Here is a 19963-nt window from a genome sequence, read left to right as displayed (position 1 = left end):
TTCGCCGATTGCTTCAGGCAATTTCCGTCACTTCACCGCGCCAAATGTCAGGCCGCGCACCAGCTGCTTCTGGCTGAACCAGCCCATGATCAGGATCGGCGCGATGGCCAGGGTCGAGGCGGCCGAAAGCTTGGCCCAGAACAGGCCTTGCGGGCTGGAGAAGGAGCTGATGAAGGCGGTGAGCGGTGCGGCTTCCGTGGTGGTCAGCCGGATCGTCCAGAACGCCTCGTTCCAGGCCAGGATGATGTTGAGCAGCATCGTCGAGGCGATGCCGGGCACCGCCATCGGCGTCAGCACGTACCAGATTTCACCCCACAAGGATGCGCCGTCCATACGCGAGGCTTCCAGGATTTCGCCCGGGATTTCGCGGAAGTAGGTGTAGAGCATCCACACCACGATCGGCAGGTTGATCAGCATCAGCATGATCATCAGGCCGATGCGCGAGTCGAGCAGGCCGAGATTGCGGAAGATCAGATAGATCGGGAACAGCACGGCGACCGCCGGCATCATCTTGGTGGACAGCATCCACATTAATATGTCCTTGGTCCGCTTGGTCGGCGAAAACGCCATCGACCATGCCGCCGGAATGGCGACCAACAGCGCCAGGATGGTCGAGCCGACAGAAAGCAGCACCGAGTTCAGGAAGAACTTGAAGTAACCGCTCTGCGCCTGGACCTCGGCATAGCTCTCGAAAGTCCCGGACGGGATCAGGTTGAAGCCCTGGATTGCCTCCTGTTCCGACTTGAACGAGGTGATGATCGTATAGAGGATCGGAAAGAAGATCAGCAGCGCGACGGTCCAGGCGGCAATTGTCGCGATTGTCTTGTGCTGGGTGGTGACTGAGCGTGCCATCGTATCCTCCCTTACTTGTCCAGGTTCTTGCCGACGGCGCGCATGGCGAAGAAGGCGACGATGTTGGCGAGAATGACGGCGATCACACCGCCCGCGGATGCCTGGCCGATTTTGAATTCCAGCAACGCCTTCTGGTAGACGAGGAAGGGCAGGTTGGTGGAGGCGTAACCAGGGCCGCCATTGGTGGTGACCAGGATCTCGGCATAGACCGAGAGCAGGAAGATCGTCTGGATCAGGATGACCACGGTAATCGCCCGCGACATGTGCGGCAGCGTCAGATAGATGAAGCGGCTGATGAAGCCGGCCCCGTCCATCTCGGCGGCTTCCTTCTGCTCGCCGTCGAGCGACTGCAGCGCGGTCAGGAGGATCAATGTCGCGAATGGCAGCCATTGCCAGGCGACGATGATGATAATCGCCGTCATCGGATGCTGGCCGAACCAGTCGATCGGCTGTGCCCCGAAGAAGCGCGCTATGTCGGCGAACACGCCATATTGCGGGTGCATGATCATGTTCTTCCACACCAATGCGGCCACCGGCGGCATGACGAAGAACGGCGAAATGACGAGGATGCGCACGATCCCTTGTCCCCACATCGGCTGATCGATGAGCAGCGCCAGCAGGATGCCGCCGATCACCGTGATCAGCAGCACGCTGACCACCAGGACAAGCGTGTTGAGGATCGACTGCAGGAAGGCCGGATTGGAATAGAACAGCGCGTAATTGGATAAGCCGACGAACCCGTCGCGCATCGGGTTGAGCGGATTGTACTGCTGGAAGGAGAACCAGATCGTGATGACCAGCGGCACGATCATCCAGACGAACAGCAGCACCACGGAAGGCGCCATCATGAATCGGGCAAGCGAACGGGTCTGCTGAGTAGCCATGACGGTCACCCTTCAAGGATCAGGCTGAATTTTCACAGGCTCTGGAAAGGCGGCCGCCCGAACTGGGTTTCGGGCGGCCGGTGCCGGTCGAGGAGGTGACCGGCGTTCGGCACCGGGAGGAGCCTTACTTGATGTAGCCGCCCTCGGTCATCGCCGCGGTGGAGGCGTCCTGGGCCTGCTTCAGCGCATCGTCGACGCTCGACTGGCCGGCAAGAGCCGCCGAGAAGAGCTGGCCGACGGTGGTGCCAAGGCCCTGGAATTCAGGGATGGCGACAAACTGCACGCCGACATAAGGCACCGGCTTGACGGTCGGATGCGTCGGGTCGGCGGCATTGATGGAGTCCAGGGTCATCTTGGCGAACGGAGCCGCCTTCTGGTACTCGGGATTGGCGTAGAGCGAGGAACGCGTGCCCGGAGGCACGTTTGCCCAGCCTTCCTTCGACGCGACGAGCTCGGCATAGTGCTTGCTGGTCGCCCAGGACACGAACTTCTCGGCGGCGTCGGCCTTCTGCGTGCCGGCCGGGATCGCCAGCGACCACGCCCACAGCCAGTTGCCCCGCTTGCCCAAGCCATTATCCGGCGCCAGGGCATAGCCGACCTTGTCGGCGACGGTGGAGTTCTTCGGGTCGGAGACGAAGGAGGCGGCGACGGTGGCGTCGATCCACATGCCGCACTTGCCCTGCTGGAAGAGCGCCAGGTTCTCGTTGAAGCCGTTGGACGAGGCGCCCTCGGGACCGTCGGCCTTCATCAGGTCGACATAGAACTGCAGCGTCTTCTTCCATTCCGGCTGGTCGAACTGCGGCTTCCAGTTCTCGTCGAACCAGCGGGCGCCGAAGGAGTTCGACATGGCGGTCAGGAAAGCCATGTTCTCGCCCCAGCCGGCCTTGCCGCGCAGGCAGACGCCGTTCACGCCATTGGCGCGGTCGGTCATCTTGTCGGCCGCCTGCTTGATGAAATCCCAGGTCGGGGCGTCGGGCATTTTCAGCCCAGCCTTCTCCATCAGGTCCTTGCGGTACATGACGAAGGAGCTCTCGCCGTAGAAGGGCGCGGCATAGAGCTTGCCATCGACCGAAAGGCCGCCGGCGATGGCCGGGATGATGTCCTTGGCGTCATAGTCGTCGCCGAGCTTGTCGAGCGGCAGGAGCCAGCTCTGCTTGGCCCAGATCGGAACCTCGTAGGTGCCGATGGTCATCACGTCATACTGGCCACCCTTGGTGGCGATGTCGGTGGTGACGCGCTCGCGCAGCACGTTCTCTTCGAGCGTGACCCAGTTGAGCTGGATGTCCGGGTTAGCCTTGGTGAAGTCGTCGGTCAGCTTCTGCATGCGGACCATATCGCCATTGTTGACGGTGGCGATGGTGATGGATTCGGCGTGTGCGGCGAACGCAAGCGTGCTGGCCGACAACAAGCCCAGGGTGAGCGTGCGAAGTTTCATCAAATTCCTCCCATAAACCAAGTTGAGCATTTGCCTTGGTTGTGAGCAATTACTCACTTAGTCTTAATTATGTCAAGCCGGATTCGATGCTGCAGCGCAGCACACGGCCGGCAAATGGGGCGGAGGTTCGGCGACAGGGCTCGGATTGCCGCCGTCTGGAGTCCAGGCGGCGGGGCCAAAGCCTCTCGAACGGGATGTCGTTTGTTGCCCCGGTCCGACGTCGGCTTATATGCCGGTCAGCAGGCGATCTCGGCCAGCAGCCAGTCGCGGAAGGCGCGGATCTTGGGCACGTTGCGGCGCGCCTCGGGGTAGACCAGCCAGTAGGCGTGCCCGTCGTCGCCGACCAGGTCGAATGGCTGGATCAGCCGGCCGTCGGCGAGTTCGGCCTTGAACAGCGCCCGGGTCAGGATCGCCACGCCATGGCCCGATATGGCCGCGTTGGCTTCATAGGCCTGCGCGCCCATGCTGCTGCCGGGCCGCCTGGCAAGGTCGTGGCTGTGCACGCCGGCGGCCTCGAACCATTGCGTCCACCAGATATCGCTGGGATCGAGGATCGGCAGCTTGAGCAGGTCGGCCGGTTCGTTGATGCCGCCGATGCTCGCAGCGAGCTTCGGGCTCAGCATGGGCGTGAAATCGGCATCGAGCAGCTTGTGGGCTTCCAGCCCCGGCCATTTGCCGCCGCCCGAACGAATGGCGAGGTCGACATCCTCGCGGGCGAAATCCGTCAGCCGGCTCGACGTGTCGAGCCGCACGGCAAGCGAGGGATGCGCGATCTGGAATGCGCCCAGATGGTGCGCCAGCCAGTTCGAGGCAAAAGTCAGCACCGTGGTGACGCACAACAACCCGTCCGCCCCGCCGCGCGCGGCGGCATAGGCCTGGCTAAGAATGGCAAAGGCCTCGCTGACCGCCGGCGCCAGGCGCTGGCCGGCTTCGGTCAGTTCGATCTGCCGCGGCCGGCGCAGGAACAGCGGAGCGCCGACGCGCTCCTCCAGCACCTTGATCTGATAGCTGACCGCCGCTTGCGTCATGGCGAGTTCGCCGGCGGCCTTGGTGAAGGAAAGATGCCGCGCCACCGCCTCGAACACCCGGATCGCCTGTAACGGCGGCAGCTGCGAAACCTGCGGCGCGCTGAGATCAGGCATAAAGCCTCCTTATGGATCGTTATCGACGTTCGATTGGCAAAAGCGGCCGGCAAGGCCGACATTCATCCTCAACCCGTCATTCGGGTTCAGGATAACGAAGGTTGACGATCATGACCATGGCGCAGCAAAAATGCACTCCCGCCCCCGATCATCGCTGGATTTCGTGGCTTGCGGACGGATTCGGCTGGTTCGCGACCCGAAAAAGGGCGCATCTCGACGTCAGGGACCTGTCGCCGCATCTGCAGCGCGACCTCGGTTTCCTCGATGGCAACGACCCTTTCGGCCGGCACCAATAGCCTTGCTGGCTTTATCGCGAAGCCGTCAGATACTGGCCAGCAGGGCGGCCGCCGTCCGCTCGTCAGTGATGAGCCCGTTGACCAGCCGTCGGTTGACCGCCGCCAGGATGCCGGGCAGCTTGCGCTCGCCCATGGCGAGCGCGATCACCAGCGACTTCTCGCGCGACGGCAGCGCCGCCGACGACACCCGGTCATTGGTGATGCCGTCGATCATGCGGCCCTCGCGATCGAACACCCAGCCAACGATTTCAGCGACGCCGCCGGCCTTCTGCAAGGCTTTCAGTTCGCTTTCGGAAATGAAGCCATCCTCGTAGAGCGGCGCCTTCGGGCCGAGGTCGCCGATACCGATGAAGGTGACGTCGGCCTCCGCCGCAAGCACCAGTGTCGGCTGGATCATCGGCTGGTTGAGCAGCATCTCGCGCTCCTGCGGCGAAGAGGCGATGACCGGCAGCGGCATCGGGAAGGACCGCGCCTTGACCCTGTCCGCCATGGTGAAGATGACGTTGTAGAAGGCAGCGGACCCGTCCGGCGAGATGTTGCCGGTCAAGGACACCACCTTGTGCTGCGGGCATTCCATCGGTGGTAATTGTTCGATCGCCGCCTTCAGCGTCCGTCCGGTGCCGATGCCCATGACGATCGGCGTCGGCGACCGCAGCCGCCGCTCGATCTCGGCGGCCGCCGCTTCGGCGATGCCGATGGTGGTGGAAGATGAATTGGGATCGCTCGGCACCACCTCGACCAGGTCGAGCGCAAAGCGCGATTTCAGCCGCGCGGCGAGATCCAGGCAGTTGGCGATCGGATGATCGACGCGGACCTTGATCAGGCCTTCCGACACCGCCAGCGACACCAGACGCTGCGCCGTCTGCCTCGATATGCCGAGCGTGGCGGCGATCTGGTCCTGTGTGTTGCCGGCAACATAGTAGAGCCAGCCGGCGCGCGCCGCGTCGTCCAGCCTGTTGCTGCCGCCATCCTGCCGGGTATTCACGTCCTGCCTCCCGAAACCGCCGATCATCAGGCGGTCGTATCAGTTTCGCAGGGAATGACCGCCTGCGCAATTGTCAATCTCAAGAGCAAATGCTTGCGCCGAAGCAGCGGTGATCTCTCCGCAAACATCCTATCGGAGAAAGCGTCGCGGGTCCGTTTCCCCATCTGAAGGCATGTTCCATGACCGCCAAAGGTTTATCTCGCGGCGCAAACCCTTTAAGGGATCGAAAAAAGGAGCGCTGCATGACACCGAAGGCGGTTTTTTGGGACATGGACGGGACGCTGGTCGACAGCGAACCGCTGCATGAGGCAGCCCTCATCGCAGCGATGCGCAATGCCGGCCTCACGCCGCCGGCCGATCTGCACGAACGCGTGCTCGGCGTCGCCGCCTGGCCGGTCTACGAAATGATGCGCGACGAGTTCGGGCTGCAACTGCCCTTCGACGAATGGATCGTTCACAAATATGAGCATTACCTGCCGCTGGTCGAGGGGCTGAAGCCGCGCCCAGGCGCCATCGAGATCTTCAAGGAGTTGCGCGCGCTCGGCGTGCAGCAGGCGGTGGTCTCAAACTCGGATCGGATGATCGTCGACGCCAATCTGCATATGGTCGGGCTGACCTACCCCGGCATGAAGACGATCAGCCGCAACGATGTGCGGGAAGGCAAGCCGCACGCGGAGCCTTTCCTTCGCGCCGCCTATCTGGCAGACGTCGATCCCGCGCACGCCGTCGCGGTCGACGACAGCTGGCCGGGCGCCATGGCGGGCTTGGCGGCGGGAATGAAGACGATCTTCTGGCCTGAAAAGCCGATGGAAGGACCGCCCGGCGCCATTGTCATCAACAGCGCCGGGGAATTGCGGGCTCAGCTCGGACTGTAGCGTTCAGTTCCGGTACACCGGCTCCTGCTCGTCGAGGATCGCCTTCAACTCGGCGAGATGACGTTCGGCCTGGCCGGGATAGTTGTCCATCTCGCTCCCCGCCTTCTCGGCGATCGCGTCGGACAGGGTGCGCAGCGGCCGGCCCGTCCACAGGGCCTTGATGTAGGTCTCGGCGGCACGCTCGAAATAGAACATGCGGTTGAAGGCGTCGGCGACGGTGTCGCCGATGACCAGCACGCCATGGTTGCCCATCACCATCACCTTGACCTTGGGGTCGGCGAGAAGCTGCGAGCAGCGCTCGCCCTCTTCCTCGAAGGCCAGTCCGCCATAATGGGCGTCGACGACGTGACGGTTGAAGAACATCGCCGAATTCTGGTCGATCGGCGGCAGCGTCGAGTCGGCAAGCGAGGCCAGCACGGTGGCGTGGATCGAATGGACGTGCATGACGCAGCGCGCGTGCGGCACGTTGCGATGGACGGCGCCGTGCAGGCCCCATGCCGTGGGGTCGGGTGCATTCGGCCCGGAAAGCGTCTCGGGGTCGTTGGCGTCGATCTCGATCAGGTCGCTGGCCTTGATGCGCGAGAAATGCACCTGGTTCGGGTTCATCAGGAACTTGGTGCCGTCGTCGTTGACCGCCAGCGAGAAATGGTTGGCCACCGCCTCATGCATGTTGAGCCGCGCCGTCCAGCGGAAGGCGCAGGCGAGATCGACGCGCTCTTCGTAGAAGGGCAGGTTGGTGAGCGTTTCCTTCTGCAGGCGGGCGATGCTCATCGAAAATATCCTCCGGTTTGGCCCAGAATGCCGCGCGCCGCTGGTGCCCGCAACCGCTTTCGCTTGGTGCAGAAGGCCAGTTATGCCGCGGTGCTTGCGGCGCCAACGGTTCGCAGTCCGCCGTGCTCGATGATGAAATCGATTACCTCCCGCAGGCCCTTGCCGCGCGAAAGATCGGTGAAGCCGAACGGCCGCTTGCCGCGCATGCGGCCGGCGTCGCTCTCCATGACGTCGAGATTGACGTTCACATAGGGCGCAAGATCGCTTTTGTTGATGACCAGGAAATCGGACCGCGTGATCGCCGGGCCGCCTTTGCGCGGGATTTCTTCGCCCTGGCAGACCGAGATGACGTACAGCGTGAGATCCGCAAGGTCCGGCGAGAAGGTGGCGGCAAGGTTGTCGCCACCGGATTCGATGAAGATGATGTCGAGGTCGGGAAATTTGCGGTTGAGCTCGGCGATCGCCTGCAGATTGATCGAGGCATCCTCACGGATGGCGGTGTGCGGGCAGCCGCCGGTCTCGACGCCGACGATGCGGTCCTCCGGCAGCGCCTGCAGCCGGGCCAGCATCATGGCGTCCTCCCTGGTGTAGATGTCGTTGGTGACGACGGCGATGGAGAACTCGTCGCGCAGCGCCTTGCAGAGTTTTTCGGTGAGCGTCGTCTTGCCGGAACCCACGGGGCCGCCAATGCCGATACGAAGGGGGCCGTTGGGTTGTGTCATGTCGGAAACTCCGTGATGGCAAGGACTGCGAAGCCGAGCCCGATCAACAGGCAGAGCGGCGAATAGAAACTGGAATCGAGCCGAGCGAAAGGCTGTTGCGGCGCCAGCCGGCGCCACCAGGGCGTGAAACCGGCAATGCCGCGCCCCAGGAACACCAGTCCGATCAGCATCGCGGTAGCCGCGAGGCCCTGCTTGGGAAACGGCGAGGCAAAGAAACCGATGAGCGCCAGCGGCCACAGCGTTGCCAGGCCGAGGCAGGCGGCAACGGCGAAACTGGCGAACGGCGTCGGCATTTCGTTGACGCCGCGAAAGCCGACGACAGCGTGGGCGCAGGACGCCGCGTCCCTGCCCGGCCAGACGCCGCCTATGCCCCAATAGACATGCAGTGCCGTGATCAGCAGCAGGACGAAGGAGAGGACGAAGGCGAGGAGGATCATGAGCGGAACAATCGCGAATACTGGGTTTCGTGCTTCATGGCCATGACGTCGGAGACGAAGGCGCAGCCGCCGAGGTCGTCCAATGTCGAGCGGGACGCGCGGGCAGCGGTCGAGAGCGCCAGCGGCTCGAAACCCGCGAGCAGCGTCGTCGCCTCGTTCTGGCCGATCATGCCGAGCCGGATCGCGGCCTGGACGAGGTTGGAGAAGAAGGCTTGCGCGAAGGCGGACAGCGCGTCGTGCAGCGCAATGCCATTGCCGCCGGCCACAGCTCCGACGGCGACGCAGTAGGCGCAATCGGCCGGCAAGCGCTCCAGCACGGCAGTGGGCCAGGCGGCGGCTGCTTTGAGGAAGGCCGCGCCTTGCAGCATGGTCTCGGCGTGGCGTTCGCGCGAGCCGGCCAGTGCCTCGGCCAGTGCGACAACCTCGGCCAGATCGCCACCTTCACGGGCGCGGCGCCAGCTTTCGGCGAACAGCACGGCATCGTTCCAGCCCGAGCCCATCTCGACCAGCGCCTCCAGCCAGCCGGCAAGGCCGGCGGCATTGGTCACCAGCCCATCTTGCACCGCGCGCTCGAGGCCATGGCTGTAGGCAAAGCCGCCGACCGGAAAGGCCGGCGACAGCCACGCCATCAGCCGTAGCAGGGCGATGCCGGACGGCTGGTCAGTCATGATCATGGTGGTGATCGTGCGAATGCGCGTGGCTGTGCGCATGCGCTTCGCTATGGCTGTGGCCATGCGCGTGGCCGTGATCATGCCCGCCGGAATAGGCGCCGCGCACCGGTTTGAACGGCTCGGAGGCGTCGTGCACCGTGGCGCCTAGCCCCTCCAGCATCGCCTTGATGACGTGGTCGCGCAGGATGAGGATACGGTGCGCCTCGATGCCTGCGGCGAGATGGCGGTTGCCGATATGCCAGGCGAGTTCGGCGAGATGCACGGCGTCGCGGGCGCGGATGTCATAGACCTCTTCGGGCGCCGCGATGATCTCGATATGGCCGCCATCCTCCAGCACCAGCCGGTCGCCATCGTTCAGAGCGACAGGCTCGGGCAGGTCGACCAGCACCTTGCCGCCGTCGGCAAGTTCGATGGCGCGGCGGCGCAGATGCCGCTCGTCATGGGCGAGAACGGCACGGCCGGACGGCGCGGTGGTTGCGGCCGTGCCGGCGGGCAATACGGAGACGGCGCGCGGGAATTTGGTGAAGTCGGTGTTGAGGTTGAGCTTCATTTCATGGAACCTCCATCAGAGCGCCGCGCGTCCCCTTGGACGCGCAAAGGATGCTCTAACATGTTTGAATCTATGGATCGTGCTTTCCGAAAATCGATTCCGATTTTCGGGCCGATGCATTGGCTTGCGCCCGGGTCCGGGCCGGCCGCGCCAGAAGGCGATCGAAATAGCTATTGACGCGCTCGGAGTCGATCGGGAAACGGCCGGCACGCGCCCAGCCGCCCATGTCGCCGAGCAGCACGTCGACGGCGGAAAACCGGTCGCCGAGCGCGAACGGCTTGTCGCCGAGCCGGCGCTCCAGCGCCTTGACCTCCGTGGCGAAGTCAAAGGCCGCGGCAGGACCGACATCGACCCGCACTTCCCTGGGCAGGAGGAAACGGTGGCGCAATTTGTTCCACAGCGGCGCCTCGAACTCGCTCTGGGCAAAATGCATCCAGGAATCCATTTCGGCGCGGCCTGCGAGACCGGGATTGGCGCCCATGCCTTTATCGGCGTGCTTGTCGGCGAGATAGACGCAGATCGCCGCCGAATCCGTCACCGTCAATTCACCGTCTATGAGGATCGGCACCTTGCCCGAGGGATTGAGCGCATAGGCTTCGGGCGAGCGCAGCTTGACCTCGACGAACTCATAGGGCTGGCCGAGTTCCTCCAGCATCCAGAGGACGCGACCGACCCGGGATCCGCGCGATCCGACGGCCTTGTACATCGTTGAACCCTGCCTTTCCCGAGCAGCCTAGTGCATCCGCGGCCGTCATACGATCGTGTCGAAGAGCCGCAGGATGAACGATATCTGGTAGATCAGCGCCGCCGCGACGAAGGCGATGTGGAACCGGCGGTCGCGCACCAGGATCGCGACGACGCACAGCACAACGAAGATCGGCGTGCGGAACAGATACTCGCTGCCGAAGCGGGCGAAATGCTCAGGCCCCTTCAGCAAAGTGTCGACCACGTCGAGCAGGTAGGTCGCCGCCAGCAGGCCGAAGAACCAGGCGCGGCGCGAATAGAAGAAATCCTCGTAGCTGGTGTAGTCCAGCATCGAATCCGGAAACAGCAGCGCGCAGAGCAGGAACAGGGTGATCGCGTAGAAAATGATGAACAGGTACTTGCCGAAGGTCCAGGTTTCGATGGTGTAGAGGCCGAACTCCCACCACCAGAAATGCACCAGCATCAACAGCACCGAGGCGACCCAGGCCAGATGCACGGGGTAGAGACGGTATTGGCCGGGATGCTGCACAATGCGCGCCACCCCCGACAGCAGGCGCGCGACGCCAAGCCCGATCACCATGCCCATGACGATGCGAATATGCGGGAAAATGTCGTGGGCGGAGGCTATTTGCTGGTCCATAGGTAGCTGATAATGCTCTCGATGCTATGAAAAAGCTCTAGCGGACCACGTGGTGCTATTCGCGAATAAGCTGATCCGATGACCACGGCGTGCCGGGAAAATAGTCATGGTCGAGAATTTCCCTGATCGAATACGGACAGTCCGCGGGGAAATTGCCCTCCCTCAGGCCGGTCTCGTCCGCCGCCTTCAATCTCGCTATTTTGAATTCTCGTCCGAGCCGCTGTCCCGGATAGGCTTTCAAGCTAGGGCTTTCATCGAGCAGATCTTCGATCTGAAATCGCTGCTCGCGGATGGTCAGCAACCATCCAGTTTTGCGCCTTTCGGGCTGAAATTCCCATTTGAGCAAATGCAGGAGCAAGGTGCCAAGTCTACTCGCAATTTCTCTTTTGTCGCTCCGCCCCAAGCTCTCGATCTCCTCCGCCAGGTTATCGCGATCGAGGTCTGAGAGGCGACCTTCGCGCAACAGCGCGCCTTGCTCGGCGCACCACTGAGCATAATCGGCCTCATAGGGCGTCAATTGCTGTTTTCGAAAAATCTTGTTCATTTAAGTGATATTGCTCTCAAAGCACGTAATTTCCAAGCCAGACGGAAAAGGTAGACCGTTATCCGAACCCATGGCGCAACATTCCGCTGCCGCAGTTGACGAAGCGCATGCGCTTTCATGGCAGTTCATTGCCCATTCATGAATTTCAGCGGAACGTCTCAAAACAGAAAGTACCTTTGCGCCATCGGCAGCACGGTCGCTGGTTCGCAGGTCAAGAGTTCGCCATCGGCGCGAACTTCGTAGGTTTCCGGATCGACCTCGATATGCGGCGTGGCGTCGTTGAGCACCATCGAGTGCTTGCCGATGCCGGCGCGCGTGTTTTCGACGGCGACGAACTGCTTGTCGACGCCGAGCCGGCCGTGCAAACCGGACTCGAGCGCGGCCTTCGAAACGAAGGTCACCGACGAACTGGTGCGGGCTTTGCCATAGGCGCCGAACATCGGCCGGTAGTGCATCGGCTGCGGCGTCGGGATCGACGCGTTGGGGTCGCCCATCGGGGCGGCCGCTATCATGCCGCCGATCAGCACCATGTCCGGCTTGACGCCGAAGAAGGCCGGGTTCCACAGCACGAGATCGGCGCGTTTGCCGACCTCGATCGAGCCGATGTCCTTCGACAGGCCGTGCGCGACGGCCGGATTGATGGTGTATTTGGCGATGTAGCGGCGGACGCGGAAATTGTCGTTGTCGCCCGTCTCCTGCGGCAATGACCCGCGCTGGCGCTTCATCTTGTCGGCCGTCTGCCAGGTGCGGATCGCCACCTCGCCGACGCGGCCCATGGCCTGGCTGTCCGACGAGATGATCGAGAAGGCGCCGATGTCGTGCAGGATGTCCTCGGCCGCGATGGTCTCCTTGCGGATGCGGCTTTCGGCAAAGGCGATGTCCTCGGGGATCGACGGCGACAGATGGTGGCAGACCATCAGCATGTCGAGATGCTCGGCGAGCGTGTTGACTGTGTAGGGCCGCGTCGGGTTTGTCGAGGACGGGATGACGTTGGGCAGGCCGCAGACCTTGATGATATCAGGCGCATGGCCGCCACCGGCGCCCTCGGTGTGGAAGGCATGGATGGTGCGGCCCTTGATCGCCGCCACCGTGTTCTCGACAAAGCCGCTCTCGTTGAGCGTGTCGGTGTGGATCATCACCTGCACGTCGTAATCGTCGGCCACAGACAGGCAGCAGTCGATCGCCGCCGGCGTCGTGCCCCAGTCCTCGTGCAGCTTGAGCGAGCAGGCGCCGCCCAGCACCATCTCCTCGAGCGCGGCCGGCAGCGAGGCATTGCCCTTGCCCGACAGGCCGATATTCATCGGGAAGGCGTCGAAGGACTGGATCATGCGTGCCATGTGCCACGGCCCCGGTGTGCAGGTCGTTGCCAGCGTGCCATGCGCCGGACCGGTCCCGCCGCCGAGCATGGTGGTGATGCCCGACATAAGCGCTTCCTCGATCTGCTGCGGGCAGATGAAGTGGATATGCGCGTCGAAGCCGCCCGGGGTCAGGATCTTGCCCTCGCCGGCGATGATTTCCGTGCCGGGGCCGATGATGATGGTGACGCCGTCCTGCGTGTCCGGATTGCCGGCCTTGCCGATGGCCGCGATGCGGCCATCCCTTAAACCTATATCGGCCTTGAAAATGCCGGCGCTGGCATCGATCACCAGCGCATTGGTGATGACGGTGTCGACCGCACCTTGGGCACGGGAAACCTGGCTCTGACCCATGCCGTCGCGAATGACCTTGCCGCCGCCGAATTTCACCTCCTCGCCATGGATGGTGAAATCCTTCTCGACCTCGATGAAGAGTTCGGTGTCGGCAAGCCGCACCTTGTCGCCGACCGTCGGGCCATACATCTGGGCGTAGGCGGCACGCGTTAGTCTGGCCATCAGCGGTTGCTCCCGAAATGCGGTGTTGGTGAAGCCGGGCTGCACATTGCCGCCCTCCAATGGTCACGCAATGACCCGCTGGGCGACACCTTCCGGACCCATTTGGCGGTTGAGGTGGAAGGGTCACCCCAAAACGACCGTTTGCCAAATCGATGGAAGGAAAATCCATGCGCAAAGCGATAATTCTTGCAGCCGCCGCCAGCCTGATGCTGGCGGGTGCCGCCAGCGCCCAGCAGCAGCCCGCGCAACAGCCCGCCCCGACTACGCCGGCTCCAGCCGCGCCCGGCGGTCAGCAGGCCGCGCCGGCGATCCAGAGCGTCAACGTGATCGACATCAGCGAGTTGCCGAAGGACACCCAGACGCAGGTCAACCAGGTCATTGCCCAGCGTGGCGATGCCGGCCTGCAGAAATTGCGCAGTTCGATCGATGCCACCCCCAAGGTGAAATCCGCCCTCCAGGCCAAGGGCATGACGTCGGCCCAGGTGGTCGCGGCCAGCATGGAGCCGAACGGCGCGCTGACCCTGATCACCAAGAAAGCCAGCTGACGAACCGGCGCGGCGGGCCGGTATCCGGTCCGCCCACCGAACCGGAGAGGGAACCGTGACAGGGCTGGGGACGTTTCGTTTCAAAGGCCTTGAAGCGAACTGCGAAAGCGAACGATGACCCTCACCACCCTGCCCGATCCCCGATGCCATGCGCGATGGTTGCATGTCATTGCCGCGGCTGCGTTTCTGGCGGCGAGTGTCCCGCGGGCGGCGCTCAACGCGCAGGGCCTGGAAAGTCCCGAGACCGTCGACCGCATCGTCGGATCGCAAGTTAACCAGGAAGAGGCCAAGACGACCGCTGAAATCGGAAAAGTCAGTTCGGCGATCGACCGCACGCGCGAAAACATCAGCACGGTGCGCAAGACGTCCAAGCTCGACAAGGTCGATATCGTGTTCCTCACCGACGCGGCGCGCAGCGAAGGCGGCCCGCCGCCGGCCATCGAGAACAAGGTTCGGCAGCATCAGGACGATGTCACTGAGCTGCGCAAGGAGATCGAGGCCAACGCCCTGCTTTTCAATGCCCTCGATTCGCGGCGCGTCCTTGCACAGGACGTTCTCGCCGTGGAGTTCGACGATCCGGGAAAGATCGTCATCTATGCGGCCGCCAAGCCCTCGGGCTGAGCCCCACGCAGCGCTTGCGCGCGCTGGCCTTGCCGGCCACGCATAAGAAGCCCTCACAGCTTGCCCATCACCTTCTGCTGGAAGCCATGGATTTCACGCTTGCCGCCAAGCGGCACCAGCGTGACGTCCCGTTCCTGCCCCGGCTCGAAGCGCGTTGCGGTGCCGGCGGCGATGTCGAGGCGCATGCCGCGCGCCCGTTCACGATCGAATTTCAGCGCCTCATTGGTTTCGTAGAAATGATAGTGGCTGCCGACCTGGACCGGTCGGTCCCCACTGTTGGCCACTTTCAGGATGACGGTCGGCAGACCCTTGTTGAGCTCGATGTCGCCTTGAACGGGGATGATTTCGCCTGGGATCATGGGTCCTCACACGACGCCGAAGGCGAGGCCGATGCCGATCGCCGCGCAGGCGGCGCCCATGACGCGGGCCACGCCGCGGGACCTCATGCCGAGGCCAAGCCCGACGGCGATGCCGATCGCATGGAGCAGCACGGTGGCGACGGCAAAACCGGCCATATATTCGAGGCCGCCGGCATTTTCCGGCACTTCCGTGCCATGGGCATGGCCGTGCAACAGCGCGAACAGGCCGATGATGGCGACACCGGCCGAAACAGGCAGATCGACGGCCAGCGCCACCAGCAGGCCGAGCGCCACGACGGAGGCCAGTATACCCGGCTCGACGAAGGGCAGCGGCACATGGGCCGTGCCCAGGGCCGCGCCACCGAGCATGACGCCGACGAACGCCGCCGGCCAGACCCAGATCGCCTTGCCGCCCTTGAGGGCTGCCCACAGACCGACGGCGAGCATCACCGTCATGTGGTCGAGGCCCGACAGCGGATGCGTGAAGCCGGCCATGGCGGAGGAGGTCGTGCCGGTGCCGACATGGGCGTAGGCAGGCATGGCCGCCGCCACGAGCAGGATCGCCGAGAGGCACAGGCGTTTGACAGGGATCATTTTACTTGCCTTTCGTTTTGCGGTGTCACGCGGCCTTGCGGGGGCCACAGCCCTCGGCCTTGAGCACGCGTTTGGTCGAAGCCGGATGTTTCTTCTGCATCGCGGCGGGGCGGATCGGCCGGGCCGTAAAATTGCCGCCGCAATTTGGGCAGACGCCGCCAAGCACGCTTTCGACGCAGCCGGCGCAAAAGGTGCACTCGAAGGTGCAGATCCGCGCATCCGTCGCTTCCGGCGGCAGGTCCTTGTCACAGCATTCACAGTTCGGGCGCAGTTCAAGCATGTCTCTCTCCTCACCGGATCGGTTCGTGCACGGTCACCAGCTTGGTGCCGTCGGGAAAGGTCGCTTCCACCTGTACGTCATGGATCATCTCGGCAATGCCTTCCATCACCTGCGCGCGGCTGACGACATGGGCGCCGGCCTCCATCAGCTCGGCCACCGGGCGGCCATCGCGGGCGCCCTCGACGACGAAATCGGTGATCAGCGCGATCGCTTCTGGATGATTGAGCTTGACGCCGCGCTCCAGCCGCTTGCGCGCCACGATCGCCGCCATGGCGATCAGCAGCTTGTCCTTTTCCCTTGGCGTCAGGTTCATGCGTCTTCCTGAAGTGATGCGGACACAGTCACAATGACCATAATTTGGGCAGCCCCGCTTTTCCGTTGAGCAATCCGACGAGCGGGACCAGCCGCTGGCGCAGCTGGTAGCCGTCCTCGGCGTAAAGCCTCGCAAGAAGCTTGCCAGATGTCTTCACGGTCCAGACGCTGGCGCCACCCCGGTCGCCAATGATCTCCCTGGCCTGGTCGAGCAGGGCTTCCGCGCGCGGCGACACCAGCAGCAGCGTAGCCACGGCGATCGCGTCATTTGCTATCGCCGGACGGGCCATGATGTCGGCGATATCAGGTCCGATGCGGAAATCCTCGGCGTGGATGAGGGTTCCTTCCCTGCGGATACGCCAGCGGTCGCGAAAAGTGCCCTGTGTGGCACGTTCGCCCATGGCCAGGCGGCCGAAGACGGCCGCTTCCAGCACCAGCGCCTCGGCCCCCGCGGCAAGCTCGACGTCCAACGTACGGACAAACGCGGCGCGATCGAAGACGATGGTTTCCTGCGGCAGCCAGGCGATGCTGCCGTTCTCTCCGACGGTCAGCCTGACCCGGACTTCGGCATGGTCCGATGCGGCGCGATAGACTTTTTCGCAGGCCTGGGTCGTTATCCCCGCGCTGGCATGCGGGCCGACATCGACATCCCAGCCGAGGCGGTCGCCGCCGGTCAGCCCGCCGGCGGTGTTGATCAGGACGGCCTCCAGCGGGCCGGCCGAAACATACGGCAGCCTTATCTTGGCGGAGCCGTCCTGATAGAGGCGCCGCAGCCGCGTGCGGCCGTCAATGCTGGCGCAACCTAGCCGCGCCTTGCCCGCCGCGCGCTGGGCCAGCTGACCTGAAAACTTCGTATTTTCGATCGTATCCACGCCGTCAGGTTAAGCACTGTGGCGCTTTTGTCGACATATAGCTTGTTGCTTGATGGCGTTTCCGTTTCTATAGAGGGAACCACCTTGGTACGGTCAGGCGACGCTTGGCGGAGGGATAAGGCGAAGATCGCGGCCTGATATCGAGGACAAGAAGGCGCCGTTCAGTTGGCGTCGGGAAACGACACAGTGGGGAAGAAACCGAATGGCTGACCAGCTGGCAGCGGACATCATCGAGAAGATCAAGGCCCATGCCGAGCCGGGCGGCGAGGAAATCACCACCACAACCGAATTGACGGCGCTCGGCATCCATTCGCTGGAGCTGACCGAGATCATCTTCGACCTCGAGGAGCAATATGGCATCGAGATCGAGATGAACACGGTCGACGCCTGGAGCAACCTGAAGAACGTCGGCGACATGGTCGAGGCCGTTCGCGCGCTGATCGCGAAAAAAGCCTGACCGAATGCTGAAGCGCGTCGTCATTACCGGCATCGGTGGACTGTGCGGATTGGGCACCGATGCGCAGGCAATCTGGGCCGAGATGCGGGCCGGCCGGTCGGCGATTGGCCCGATCGACAACCCCTTCCTGCACGACCTGAAGGTCAAGACCGGCTGCGAGATCAAAGCCCTGCCGGATCACGGCATCGAGCGCAAGCAACTGGTGTCGATGGATCGCTTCAGCCTGCTGGCGGTGCTAGCGGCGAAAGAAGCCATGCGGCAGTCCGGATTGGTCCCGCATGCGGACAACACCTATCGGATGGGAACCATTGTCGGTGTTGGCGTCTGCGGCTTCGAGACCGTCGAGGAGAATTATCGCGCCATCCTGCTCGAGGGCAAGAATCGCGCCGGTATCTTCACCGTTCCAAGAGTGATGCCGGGCGCCGCCGCCGGTCAGGTCAGCATGCATCTGGGTTTGCGCGGACCGGTGTTCGGCGTCACTTCGGCCTGTTCGTCTGCCAATCATGCCATCGCATCGGCGGTCGACCAGATCAGGCTCGGGCGCGCCGACGTGATGGTGGCCGGGGGCACCGATGCGCCGCTGGTGTGGGGCGTGCTGAAGGGCTGGGAGGCGCTGCGTGTGCTTTCGCCCGACACATGCAGGCCGTTCTCGGCCGACCGCCAAGGGCTGGTGCTGGGCGAAGGCGCCGGCATGGCGGTTCTGGAAAGCTACGACCATGCGATGGCGCGCGGCGCCACCATTTTGGCTGAAATCGCCGGCGCCGGCCTTTCGGCCGATGCCTCCGATATCGTCGCGCCGACCGTCGAGGGGCCGGAAGCGGCGATGCGCTTCTGCCTGGCGGATGCCGGGCTCAATCCCGAAGACATCGACTACCTTAACGCGCACGGCACCGGCACCAAGGCCAACGACCAGATCGAAACTCTCGCGATCAAGCGCGTCTTCGGCGACCATGCGCGCGCGCTATCCGTCTCCTCGACCAAGTCGATGCACGCGCATTGCCTCGGCGCCTCGGGCGGGCTGGAGATGATCGCCTGCGTCATGGCGATCCGCGAAGGCGTTGTGCCGCCAACGGCGAATTACCGCGAGGCCGATCCCGACTGCGATCTCGACGTCACGCCGAATGTCGCGCGCGAGCGCAAGGTGCGCGCCGCCATCAGCAATGGCTTTGCCTTTGGCGGCACCAACGCGGTGCTGGCCTTCAAGGCAATCTGACCCCGGGCGTTTGCCACCTGCCCGGGCCGGTCCCCACCGTTCGCGCGGTGCGAGTTGGGTGACTGCCCGTGCGGGGTGAAAGCGGCGCCGCCATATTGATCCGGCCTCGCCGCAGCCCTAATTCTTGGCCGACCCGCCAATATCGCACCGCTTGGTGCGCATCCCCCCGATCAGGAGTTCCCGATGGCCGACCTGTCCGCCTTTCCGATCGCAAGCCGCTGGCCGGCCAAGCATCCGGACCAGATCCAGCTCTATTCGGCAACGACGCCGAACGGCGTGAAGATCTCGATCGCGCTGGAGGAAATCGGCCTGCCCTATGAGCCGCACCTGATCAACATCGGCAAGAACGAGAGCTGGACCCCGGAATTCCTGTCGCTCAATCCCAACGGCAAGATCCCGGCGATCATCGATCCCGACGGACCGGACGGTGCGCCGATCGGCCTGTTCGAATCCGGTGCGATCCTGCTCTACCTGGCGGAAAAGACCGGCCTGCTCATGCCTGTCGACGCGGCGCGGCGCTACGAGACGATCCAGTGGGTCTTCTTCCAGATGGCGGCGATTGGGCCGATGTTCGGCCAGGTCGGGTTCTTCCACAAATTCGCCGGCCGCGAGATCGCCGACAAGCGGCCGCTGGAGCGCTACCGCGACGAATCGCGCCGCCTGCTCGGCGTTCTCGACGTCAGGCTGAAGGGCCGCAAGTGGATCATGGACAATGACTACACCATCGCCGACATCTCGCTGCTCGGCTGGGTGCGCAACCTGATCGGCTTCTACGAAGCCCGCGATCTGGTCGGCTTCGACGATTTCGCCAATCTGGCAGCCTGGCTGGAGCGAGGCCTGGCGCGGCCGGCGGTGCAGAAAGGCCTGACCATTCCGGCGCGAGGCTGAACCCGTCAGCCCACGGGAAGAGCGGCCTACTTTGCTTTCGCCTTGGGCCCGCCCCTGCCGACCACGGAGGCGGCAAGGGATGCCACGCCACGCGCCGTGGCCACGACCGCGCCAGCGGCGACATTGGCCGCGGTGCGAACCTTCGAGCCGCCGCCTGCTTTCGAGCCGCCGGCTGGGGCCGGCTTCTTCGCCTGGGCGGGCTTGGCGGCCGCTTTCGGCACGGTCGCTTTCGACCCTGGCACGACTTTTTTCGGCGCCGCCTTGCCGAAGGCCTTCGCATCCTTGGAGCGCTGGGCGATCGCCGGGCCAGCCCCGGCCGTCGACTGCGCCCTCGGTTGTGCCGACTTGCCCCTGGCGGGCTTTTTTGCGTTTGTTGCCATCGGACGGAATCCCTCTTCTGGCATGATTGCCTGATCGGGATAACGCGTTGTAAGTCTTAAGG

At 63.8% G+C, this 19963-nt stretch carries 27 protein-coding genes; 7 read left to right on the top strand and 20 right to left on the bottom strand.

Going from position 1 to position 19963, the window contains the following annotated elements:
- Nucleotides 1-27 precede the first annotated feature (27 nt).
- The 4 genes from LB524_RS08395 to gcvA all read right to left on the bottom strand — a co-directional run bounded on the left by LB524_RS08395 (nt 28) and on the right by gcvA (nt 4313).
- The gene (locus tag LB524_RS08395) at nt 28-852 is read right to left on the bottom strand and encodes a carbohydrate ABC transporter permease (protein WP_015314489.1); all 825 of its coding nucleotides are present in this window, start codon (nt 850-852) and stop codon (nt 28-30) included.
- A gap of 11 nt (nt 853-863) precedes the next feature.
- Complete coding sequence (locus LB524_RS08390) at nt 864-1736, bottom strand: carbohydrate ABC transporter permease (RefSeq protein ID WP_015314490.1); 873 nt, start codon at nt 1734-1736, stop codon at nt 864-866.
- Between the two features lie 124 nt (nt 1737-1860).
- The gene (locus LB524_RS08385; RefSeq protein ID WP_015314491.1) at nt 1861-3171 is read right to left on the bottom strand and encodes an ABC transporter substrate-binding protein; all 1311 of its coding nucleotides are present in this window, start codon (nt 3169-3171) and stop codon (nt 1861-1863) included.
- Nucleotides 3172-3407: 236 nt separating this feature from the next.
- Nucleotides 3408-4313, bottom strand: a complete 906-nt coding sequence (gene gcvA, locus LB524_RS08380; protein WP_015314492.1) for a transcriptional regulator GcvA — start codon at nt 4311-4313, stop codon at nt 3408-3410.
- Nucleotides 4314-4423: 110 nt separating this feature from the next.
- Between gcvA and LB524_RS08375 the strand changes: the two genes are divergently transcribed.
- A complete protein-coding gene (locus LB524_RS08375) occupies nt 4424-4609 on the top strand; it encodes a hypothetical protein (protein WP_015314493.1) in 186 nt (61 codons plus the stop codon).
- 25 nt (nt 4610-4634) lie between these two features.
- On the opposite strand, the gene LB524_RS08370 is transcribed toward LB524_RS08375, so the two are convergent.
- A complete protein-coding gene (locus LB524_RS08370; protein ID WP_140615310.1) occupies nt 4635-5594 on the bottom strand; it encodes a sugar-binding transcriptional regulator in 960 nt (319 codons plus the stop codon).
- Between the two features lie 242 nt (nt 5595-5836).
- Between LB524_RS08370 and LB524_RS08365 the strand changes: the two genes are divergently transcribed.
- A complete protein-coding gene (locus LB524_RS08365) occupies nt 5837-6469 on the top strand; it encodes an HAD family hydrolase (protein ID WP_015314495.1) in 633 nt (210 codons plus the stop codon).
- Nucleotides 6470-6472: 3 nt separating this feature from the next.
- Here the strand turns inward: LB524_RS08365 and LB524_RS08360 are convergent, their stop codons facing one another.
- From LB524_RS08360 to ureC, 9 genes are all read right to left on the bottom strand, one after another.
- Nucleotides 6473-7240, bottom strand: coding sequence for a class II aldolase and adducin N-terminal domain-containing protein (locus tag LB524_RS08360; RefSeq protein WP_224525211.1), 768 nt, complete (start codon nt 7238-7240; stop codon nt 6473-6475).
- Nucleotides 7241-7320: 80 nt separating this feature from the next.
- Nucleotides 7321-7962 (bottom strand): urease accessory protein UreG, encoded by a 642-nt coding sequence (gene ureG, locus LB524_RS08355; protein ID WP_015314497.1) that lies wholly within the window; start codon nt 7960-7962, stop codon nt 7321-7323.
- Nucleotides 7959-8399 carry a DUF3995 domain-containing protein gene (locus LB524_RS08350; RefSeq protein WP_140615316.1) on the bottom strand — a complete coding sequence of 147 codons (441 nt, stop codon included), beginning with the start codon at nt 8397-8399 and terminating at the stop codon, nt 7959-7961. Before LB524_RS08350 ends, ureG begins: the two co-directional genes overlap by 4 nt.
- The gene (locus LB524_RS08345) at nt 8396-9109 is read right to left on the bottom strand and encodes an urease accessory protein UreF (RefSeq protein WP_411909903.1); all 714 of its coding nucleotides are present in this window, start codon (nt 9107-9109) and stop codon (nt 8396-8398) included. The genes LB524_RS08350 and LB524_RS08345 overlap by 4 nt, the downstream gene beginning before the upstream one ends.
- Complete coding sequence (gene ureE / locus LB524_RS08340; RefSeq protein WP_224525209.1) at nt 9060-9620, bottom strand: urease accessory protein UreE; 561 nt, start codon at nt 9618-9620, stop codon at nt 9060-9062. Before ureE ends, LB524_RS08345 begins: the two co-directional genes overlap by 50 nt.
- Nucleotides 9621-9690: 70 nt before the next feature.
- Nucleotides 9691-10326 carry a glutathione S-transferase family protein gene (locus LB524_RS08335; protein WP_224525196.1) on the bottom strand — a complete coding sequence of 212 codons (636 nt, stop codon included), beginning with the start codon at nt 10324-10326 and terminating at the stop codon, nt 9691-9693.
- 45 nt (nt 10327-10371) lie between these two features.
- Complete coding sequence (locus LB524_RS08330; protein ID WP_224525194.1) at nt 10372-10965, bottom strand: hypothetical protein; 594 nt, start codon at nt 10963-10965, stop codon at nt 10372-10374.
- Between the two features lie 55 nt (nt 10966-11020).
- Nucleotides 11021-11509: a DUF29 domain-containing protein gene (locus LB524_RS08325; protein WP_140719287.1), complete on the bottom strand. Its 489-nt coding sequence runs from the start codon at nt 11507-11509 to the stop codon at nt 11021-11023.
- A gap of 158 nt (nt 11510-11667) precedes the next feature.
- Nucleotides 11668-13380: an urease subunit alpha gene (gene ureC, locus LB524_RS08320; protein ID WP_140719289.1), complete on the bottom strand. Its 1713-nt coding sequence runs from the start codon at nt 13378-13380 to the stop codon at nt 11668-11670.
- Nucleotides 13381-13547: 167 nt separating this feature from the next.
- On the opposite strand from ureC, the gene LB524_RS08315 reads away from it, so the two are divergent.
- Nucleotides 13548-13925: a hypothetical protein gene (locus LB524_RS08315; RefSeq protein WP_140615327.1), complete on the top strand. Its 378-nt coding sequence runs from the start codon at nt 13548-13550 to the stop codon at nt 13923-13925.
- Nucleotides 13926-14039: 114 nt separating this feature from the next.
- The gene (locus LB524_RS08310; protein ID WP_140660195.1) at nt 14040-14546 is read left to right on the top strand and encodes a hypothetical protein; all 507 of its coding nucleotides are present in this window, start codon (nt 14040-14042) and stop codon (nt 14544-14546) included.
- 53 nt (nt 14547-14599) lie between these two features.
- Here the strand turns inward: LB524_RS08310 and LB524_RS08305 are convergent, their stop codons facing one another.
- From LB524_RS08305 to LB524_RS08285, 5 genes are read right to left on the bottom strand one after another with little or no spacing between them, the layout of a single operon-like run.
- Nucleotides 14600-14905 (bottom strand): urease subunit beta, encoded by a 306-nt coding sequence (locus LB524_RS08305; protein ID WP_015314507.1) that lies wholly within the window; start codon nt 14903-14905, stop codon nt 14600-14602.
- Between the two features lie 6 nt (nt 14906-14911).
- Nucleotides 14912-15499, bottom strand: coding sequence for a HupE/UreJ family protein (locus tag LB524_RS08300; RefSeq protein ID WP_224525192.1), 588 nt, complete (start codon nt 15497-15499; stop codon nt 14912-14914).
- A 25-nt stretch (nt 15500-15524) separates the two neighbouring features.
- Nucleotides 15525-15779, bottom strand: a complete 255-nt coding sequence (locus LB524_RS08295) for a DUF1272 domain-containing protein (protein ID WP_224525190.1) — start codon at nt 15777-15779, stop codon at nt 15525-15527.
- A gap of 10 nt (nt 15780-15789) precedes the next feature.
- Nucleotides 15790-16092 carry an urease subunit gamma gene (locus LB524_RS08290; protein WP_015314510.1) on the bottom strand — a complete coding sequence of 101 codons (303 nt, stop codon included), beginning with the start codon at nt 16090-16092 and terminating at the stop codon, nt 15790-15792.
- Between the two features lie 28 nt (nt 16093-16120).
- Nucleotides 16121-16963 carry an urease accessory protein UreD gene (locus LB524_RS08285; RefSeq protein WP_224525188.1) on the bottom strand — a complete coding sequence of 281 codons (843 nt, stop codon included), beginning with the start codon at nt 16961-16963 and terminating at the stop codon, nt 16121-16123.
- 202 nt (nt 16964-17165) lie between these two features.
- Between LB524_RS08285 and LB524_RS08280 the strand changes: the two genes are divergently transcribed.
- The 3 genes from LB524_RS08280 to LB524_RS08270 all read left to right on the top strand — a co-directional run bounded on the left by LB524_RS08280 (nt 17166) and on the right by LB524_RS08270 (nt 19521).
- Nucleotides 17166-17420 (top strand): acyl carrier protein, encoded by a 255-nt coding sequence (locus LB524_RS08280; protein ID WP_015314512.1) that lies wholly within the window; start codon nt 17166-17168, stop codon nt 17418-17420.
- Nucleotides 17421-17424: 4 nt separating this feature from the next.
- Nucleotides 17425-18633 (top strand): beta-ketoacyl-[acyl-carrier-protein] synthase family protein, encoded by a 1209-nt coding sequence (locus tag LB524_RS08275; protein WP_015314513.1) that lies wholly within the window; start codon nt 17425-17427, stop codon nt 18631-18633.
- A 183-nt stretch (nt 18634-18816) separates the two neighbouring features.
- Nucleotides 18817-19521: a glutathione S-transferase family protein gene (locus LB524_RS08270; protein ID WP_140615337.1), complete on the top strand. Its 705-nt coding sequence runs from the start codon at nt 18817-18819 to the stop codon at nt 19519-19521.
- 26 nt (nt 19522-19547) lie between these two features.
- Here LB524_RS08270 and LB524_RS08265 read toward each other — a convergent pair whose 3' ends face one another.
- Nucleotides 19548-19901: a hypothetical protein gene (locus tag LB524_RS08265; RefSeq protein WP_224525186.1), complete on the bottom strand. Its 354-nt coding sequence runs from the start codon at nt 19899-19901 to the stop codon at nt 19548-19550.
- Nucleotides 19902-19963: the final 62 nt, after the last annotated feature.

It is taken from the genome of Mesorhizobium sp. ESP6-5, from assembly GCF_020164695.1.
GTDB lineage: Bacteria > Pseudomonadota > Alphaproteobacteria > Rhizobiales > Rhizobiaceae > Mesorhizobium > Mesorhizobium australicum.
Note: the sequence above shows the minus strand (reverse complement) of the source record. Positions and strands in the feature narration are given on the sequence as shown.

Excerpts from the sequence above, each read along its gene's own strand:
- LB524_RS08395 (WP_015314489.1), bottom strand. The coding sequence starts at position 852 with ATGGCACGCTCAGTCACCACCCAGCACAAGACAATCGCGACAATTGCC.
- LB524_RS08390 (WP_015314490.1), bottom strand. The coding sequence starts at position 1,736 with ATGGCTACTCAGCAGACCCGTTCGCTTGCCCGATTCATGATGGCGCCT.
- LB524_RS08385 (WP_015314491.1), bottom strand. The coding sequence starts at position 3,171 with ATGAAACTTCGCACGCTCACCCTGGGCTTGTTGTCGGCCAGCACGCTT.
- gcvA (WP_015314492.1), bottom strand. The coding sequence starts at position 4,313 with ATGCCTGATCTCAGCGCGCCGCAGGTTTCGCAGCTGCCGCCGTTACAG.
- LB524_RS08375 (WP_015314493.1), top strand. The coding sequence starts at position 4,424 with ATGACCATGGCGCAGCAAAAATGCACTCCCGCCCCCGATCATCGCTGG.
- LB524_RS08365 (WP_015314495.1), top strand. The coding sequence starts at position 5,837 with ATGACACCGAAGGCGGTTTTTTGGGACATGGACGGGACGCTGGTCGAC.
- LB524_RS08360 (WP_224525211.1), bottom strand. The coding sequence starts at position 7,240 with ATGAGCATCGCCCGCCTGCAGAAGGAAACGCTCACCAACCTGCCCTTC.
- ureG (WP_015314497.1), bottom strand. The coding sequence starts at position 7,962 with ATGACACAACCCAACGGCCCCCTTCGTATCGGCATTGGCGGCCCCGTG.
- LB524_RS08350 (WP_140615316.1), bottom strand. The coding sequence starts at position 8,399 with ATGATCCTCCTCGCCTTCGTCCTCTCCTTCGTCCTGCTGCTGATCACG.
- LB524_RS08345 (WP_411909903.1), bottom strand. The coding sequence starts at position 9,109 with ATGCGCACAGCCACGCGCATTCGCACGATCACCACCATGATCATGACT.
- ureE (WP_224525209.1), bottom strand. The coding sequence starts at position 9,620 with ATGAAGCTCAACCTCAACACCGACTTCACCAAATTCCCGCGCGCCGTC.
- LB524_RS08335 (WP_224525196.1), bottom strand. The coding sequence starts at position 10,326 with ATGTACAAGGCCGTCGGATCGCGCGGATCCCGGGTCGGTCGCGTCCTC.
- LB524_RS08330 (WP_224525194.1), bottom strand. The coding sequence starts at position 10,965 with ATGGACCAGCAAATAGCCTCCGCCCACGACATTTTCCCGCATATTCGC.
- LB524_RS08325 (WP_140719287.1), bottom strand. The coding sequence starts at position 11,509 with ATGAACAAGATTTTTCGAAAACAGCAATTGACGCCCTATGAGGCCGAT.
- ureC (WP_140719289.1), bottom strand. The coding sequence starts at position 13,380 with ATGGCCAGACTAACGCGTGCCGCCTACGCCCAGATGTATGGCCCGACG.
- LB524_RS08315 (WP_140615327.1), top strand. The coding sequence starts at position 13,548 with ATGCGCAAAGCGATAATTCTTGCAGCCGCCGCCAGCCTGATGCTGGCG.
- LB524_RS08310 (WP_140660195.1), top strand. The coding sequence starts at position 14,040 with ATGACCCTCACCACCCTGCCCGATCCCCGATGCCATGCGCGATGGTTG.
- LB524_RS08305 (WP_015314507.1), bottom strand. The coding sequence starts at position 14,905 with ATGATCCCAGGCGAAATCATCCCCGTTCAAGGCGACATCGAGCTCAAC.
- LB524_RS08300 (WP_224525192.1), bottom strand. The coding sequence starts at position 15,499 with ATGATCCCTGTCAAACGCCTGTGCCTCTCGGCGATCCTGCTCGTGGCG.
- LB524_RS08295 (WP_224525190.1), bottom strand. The coding sequence starts at position 15,779 with ATGCTTGAACTGCGCCCGAACTGTGAATGCTGTGACAAGGACCTGCCG.
- LB524_RS08290 (WP_015314510.1), bottom strand. The coding sequence starts at position 16,092 with ATGAACCTGACGCCAAGGGAAAAGGACAAGCTGCTGATCGCCATGGCG.
- LB524_RS08280 (WP_015314512.1), top strand. The coding sequence starts at position 17,166 with ATGGCTGACCAGCTGGCAGCGGACATCATCGAGAAGATCAAGGCCCAT.
- LB524_RS08275 (WP_015314513.1), top strand. The coding sequence starts at position 17,425 with ATGCTGAAGCGCGTCGTCATTACCGGCATCGGTGGACTGTGCGGATTG.
- LB524_RS08270 (WP_140615337.1), top strand. The coding sequence starts at position 18,817 with ATGGCCGACCTGTCCGCCTTTCCGATCGCAAGCCGCTGGCCGGCCAAG.
- LB524_RS08265 (WP_224525186.1), bottom strand. The coding sequence starts at position 19,901 with ATGGCAACAAACGCAAAAAAGCCCGCCAGGGGCAAGTCGGCACAACCG.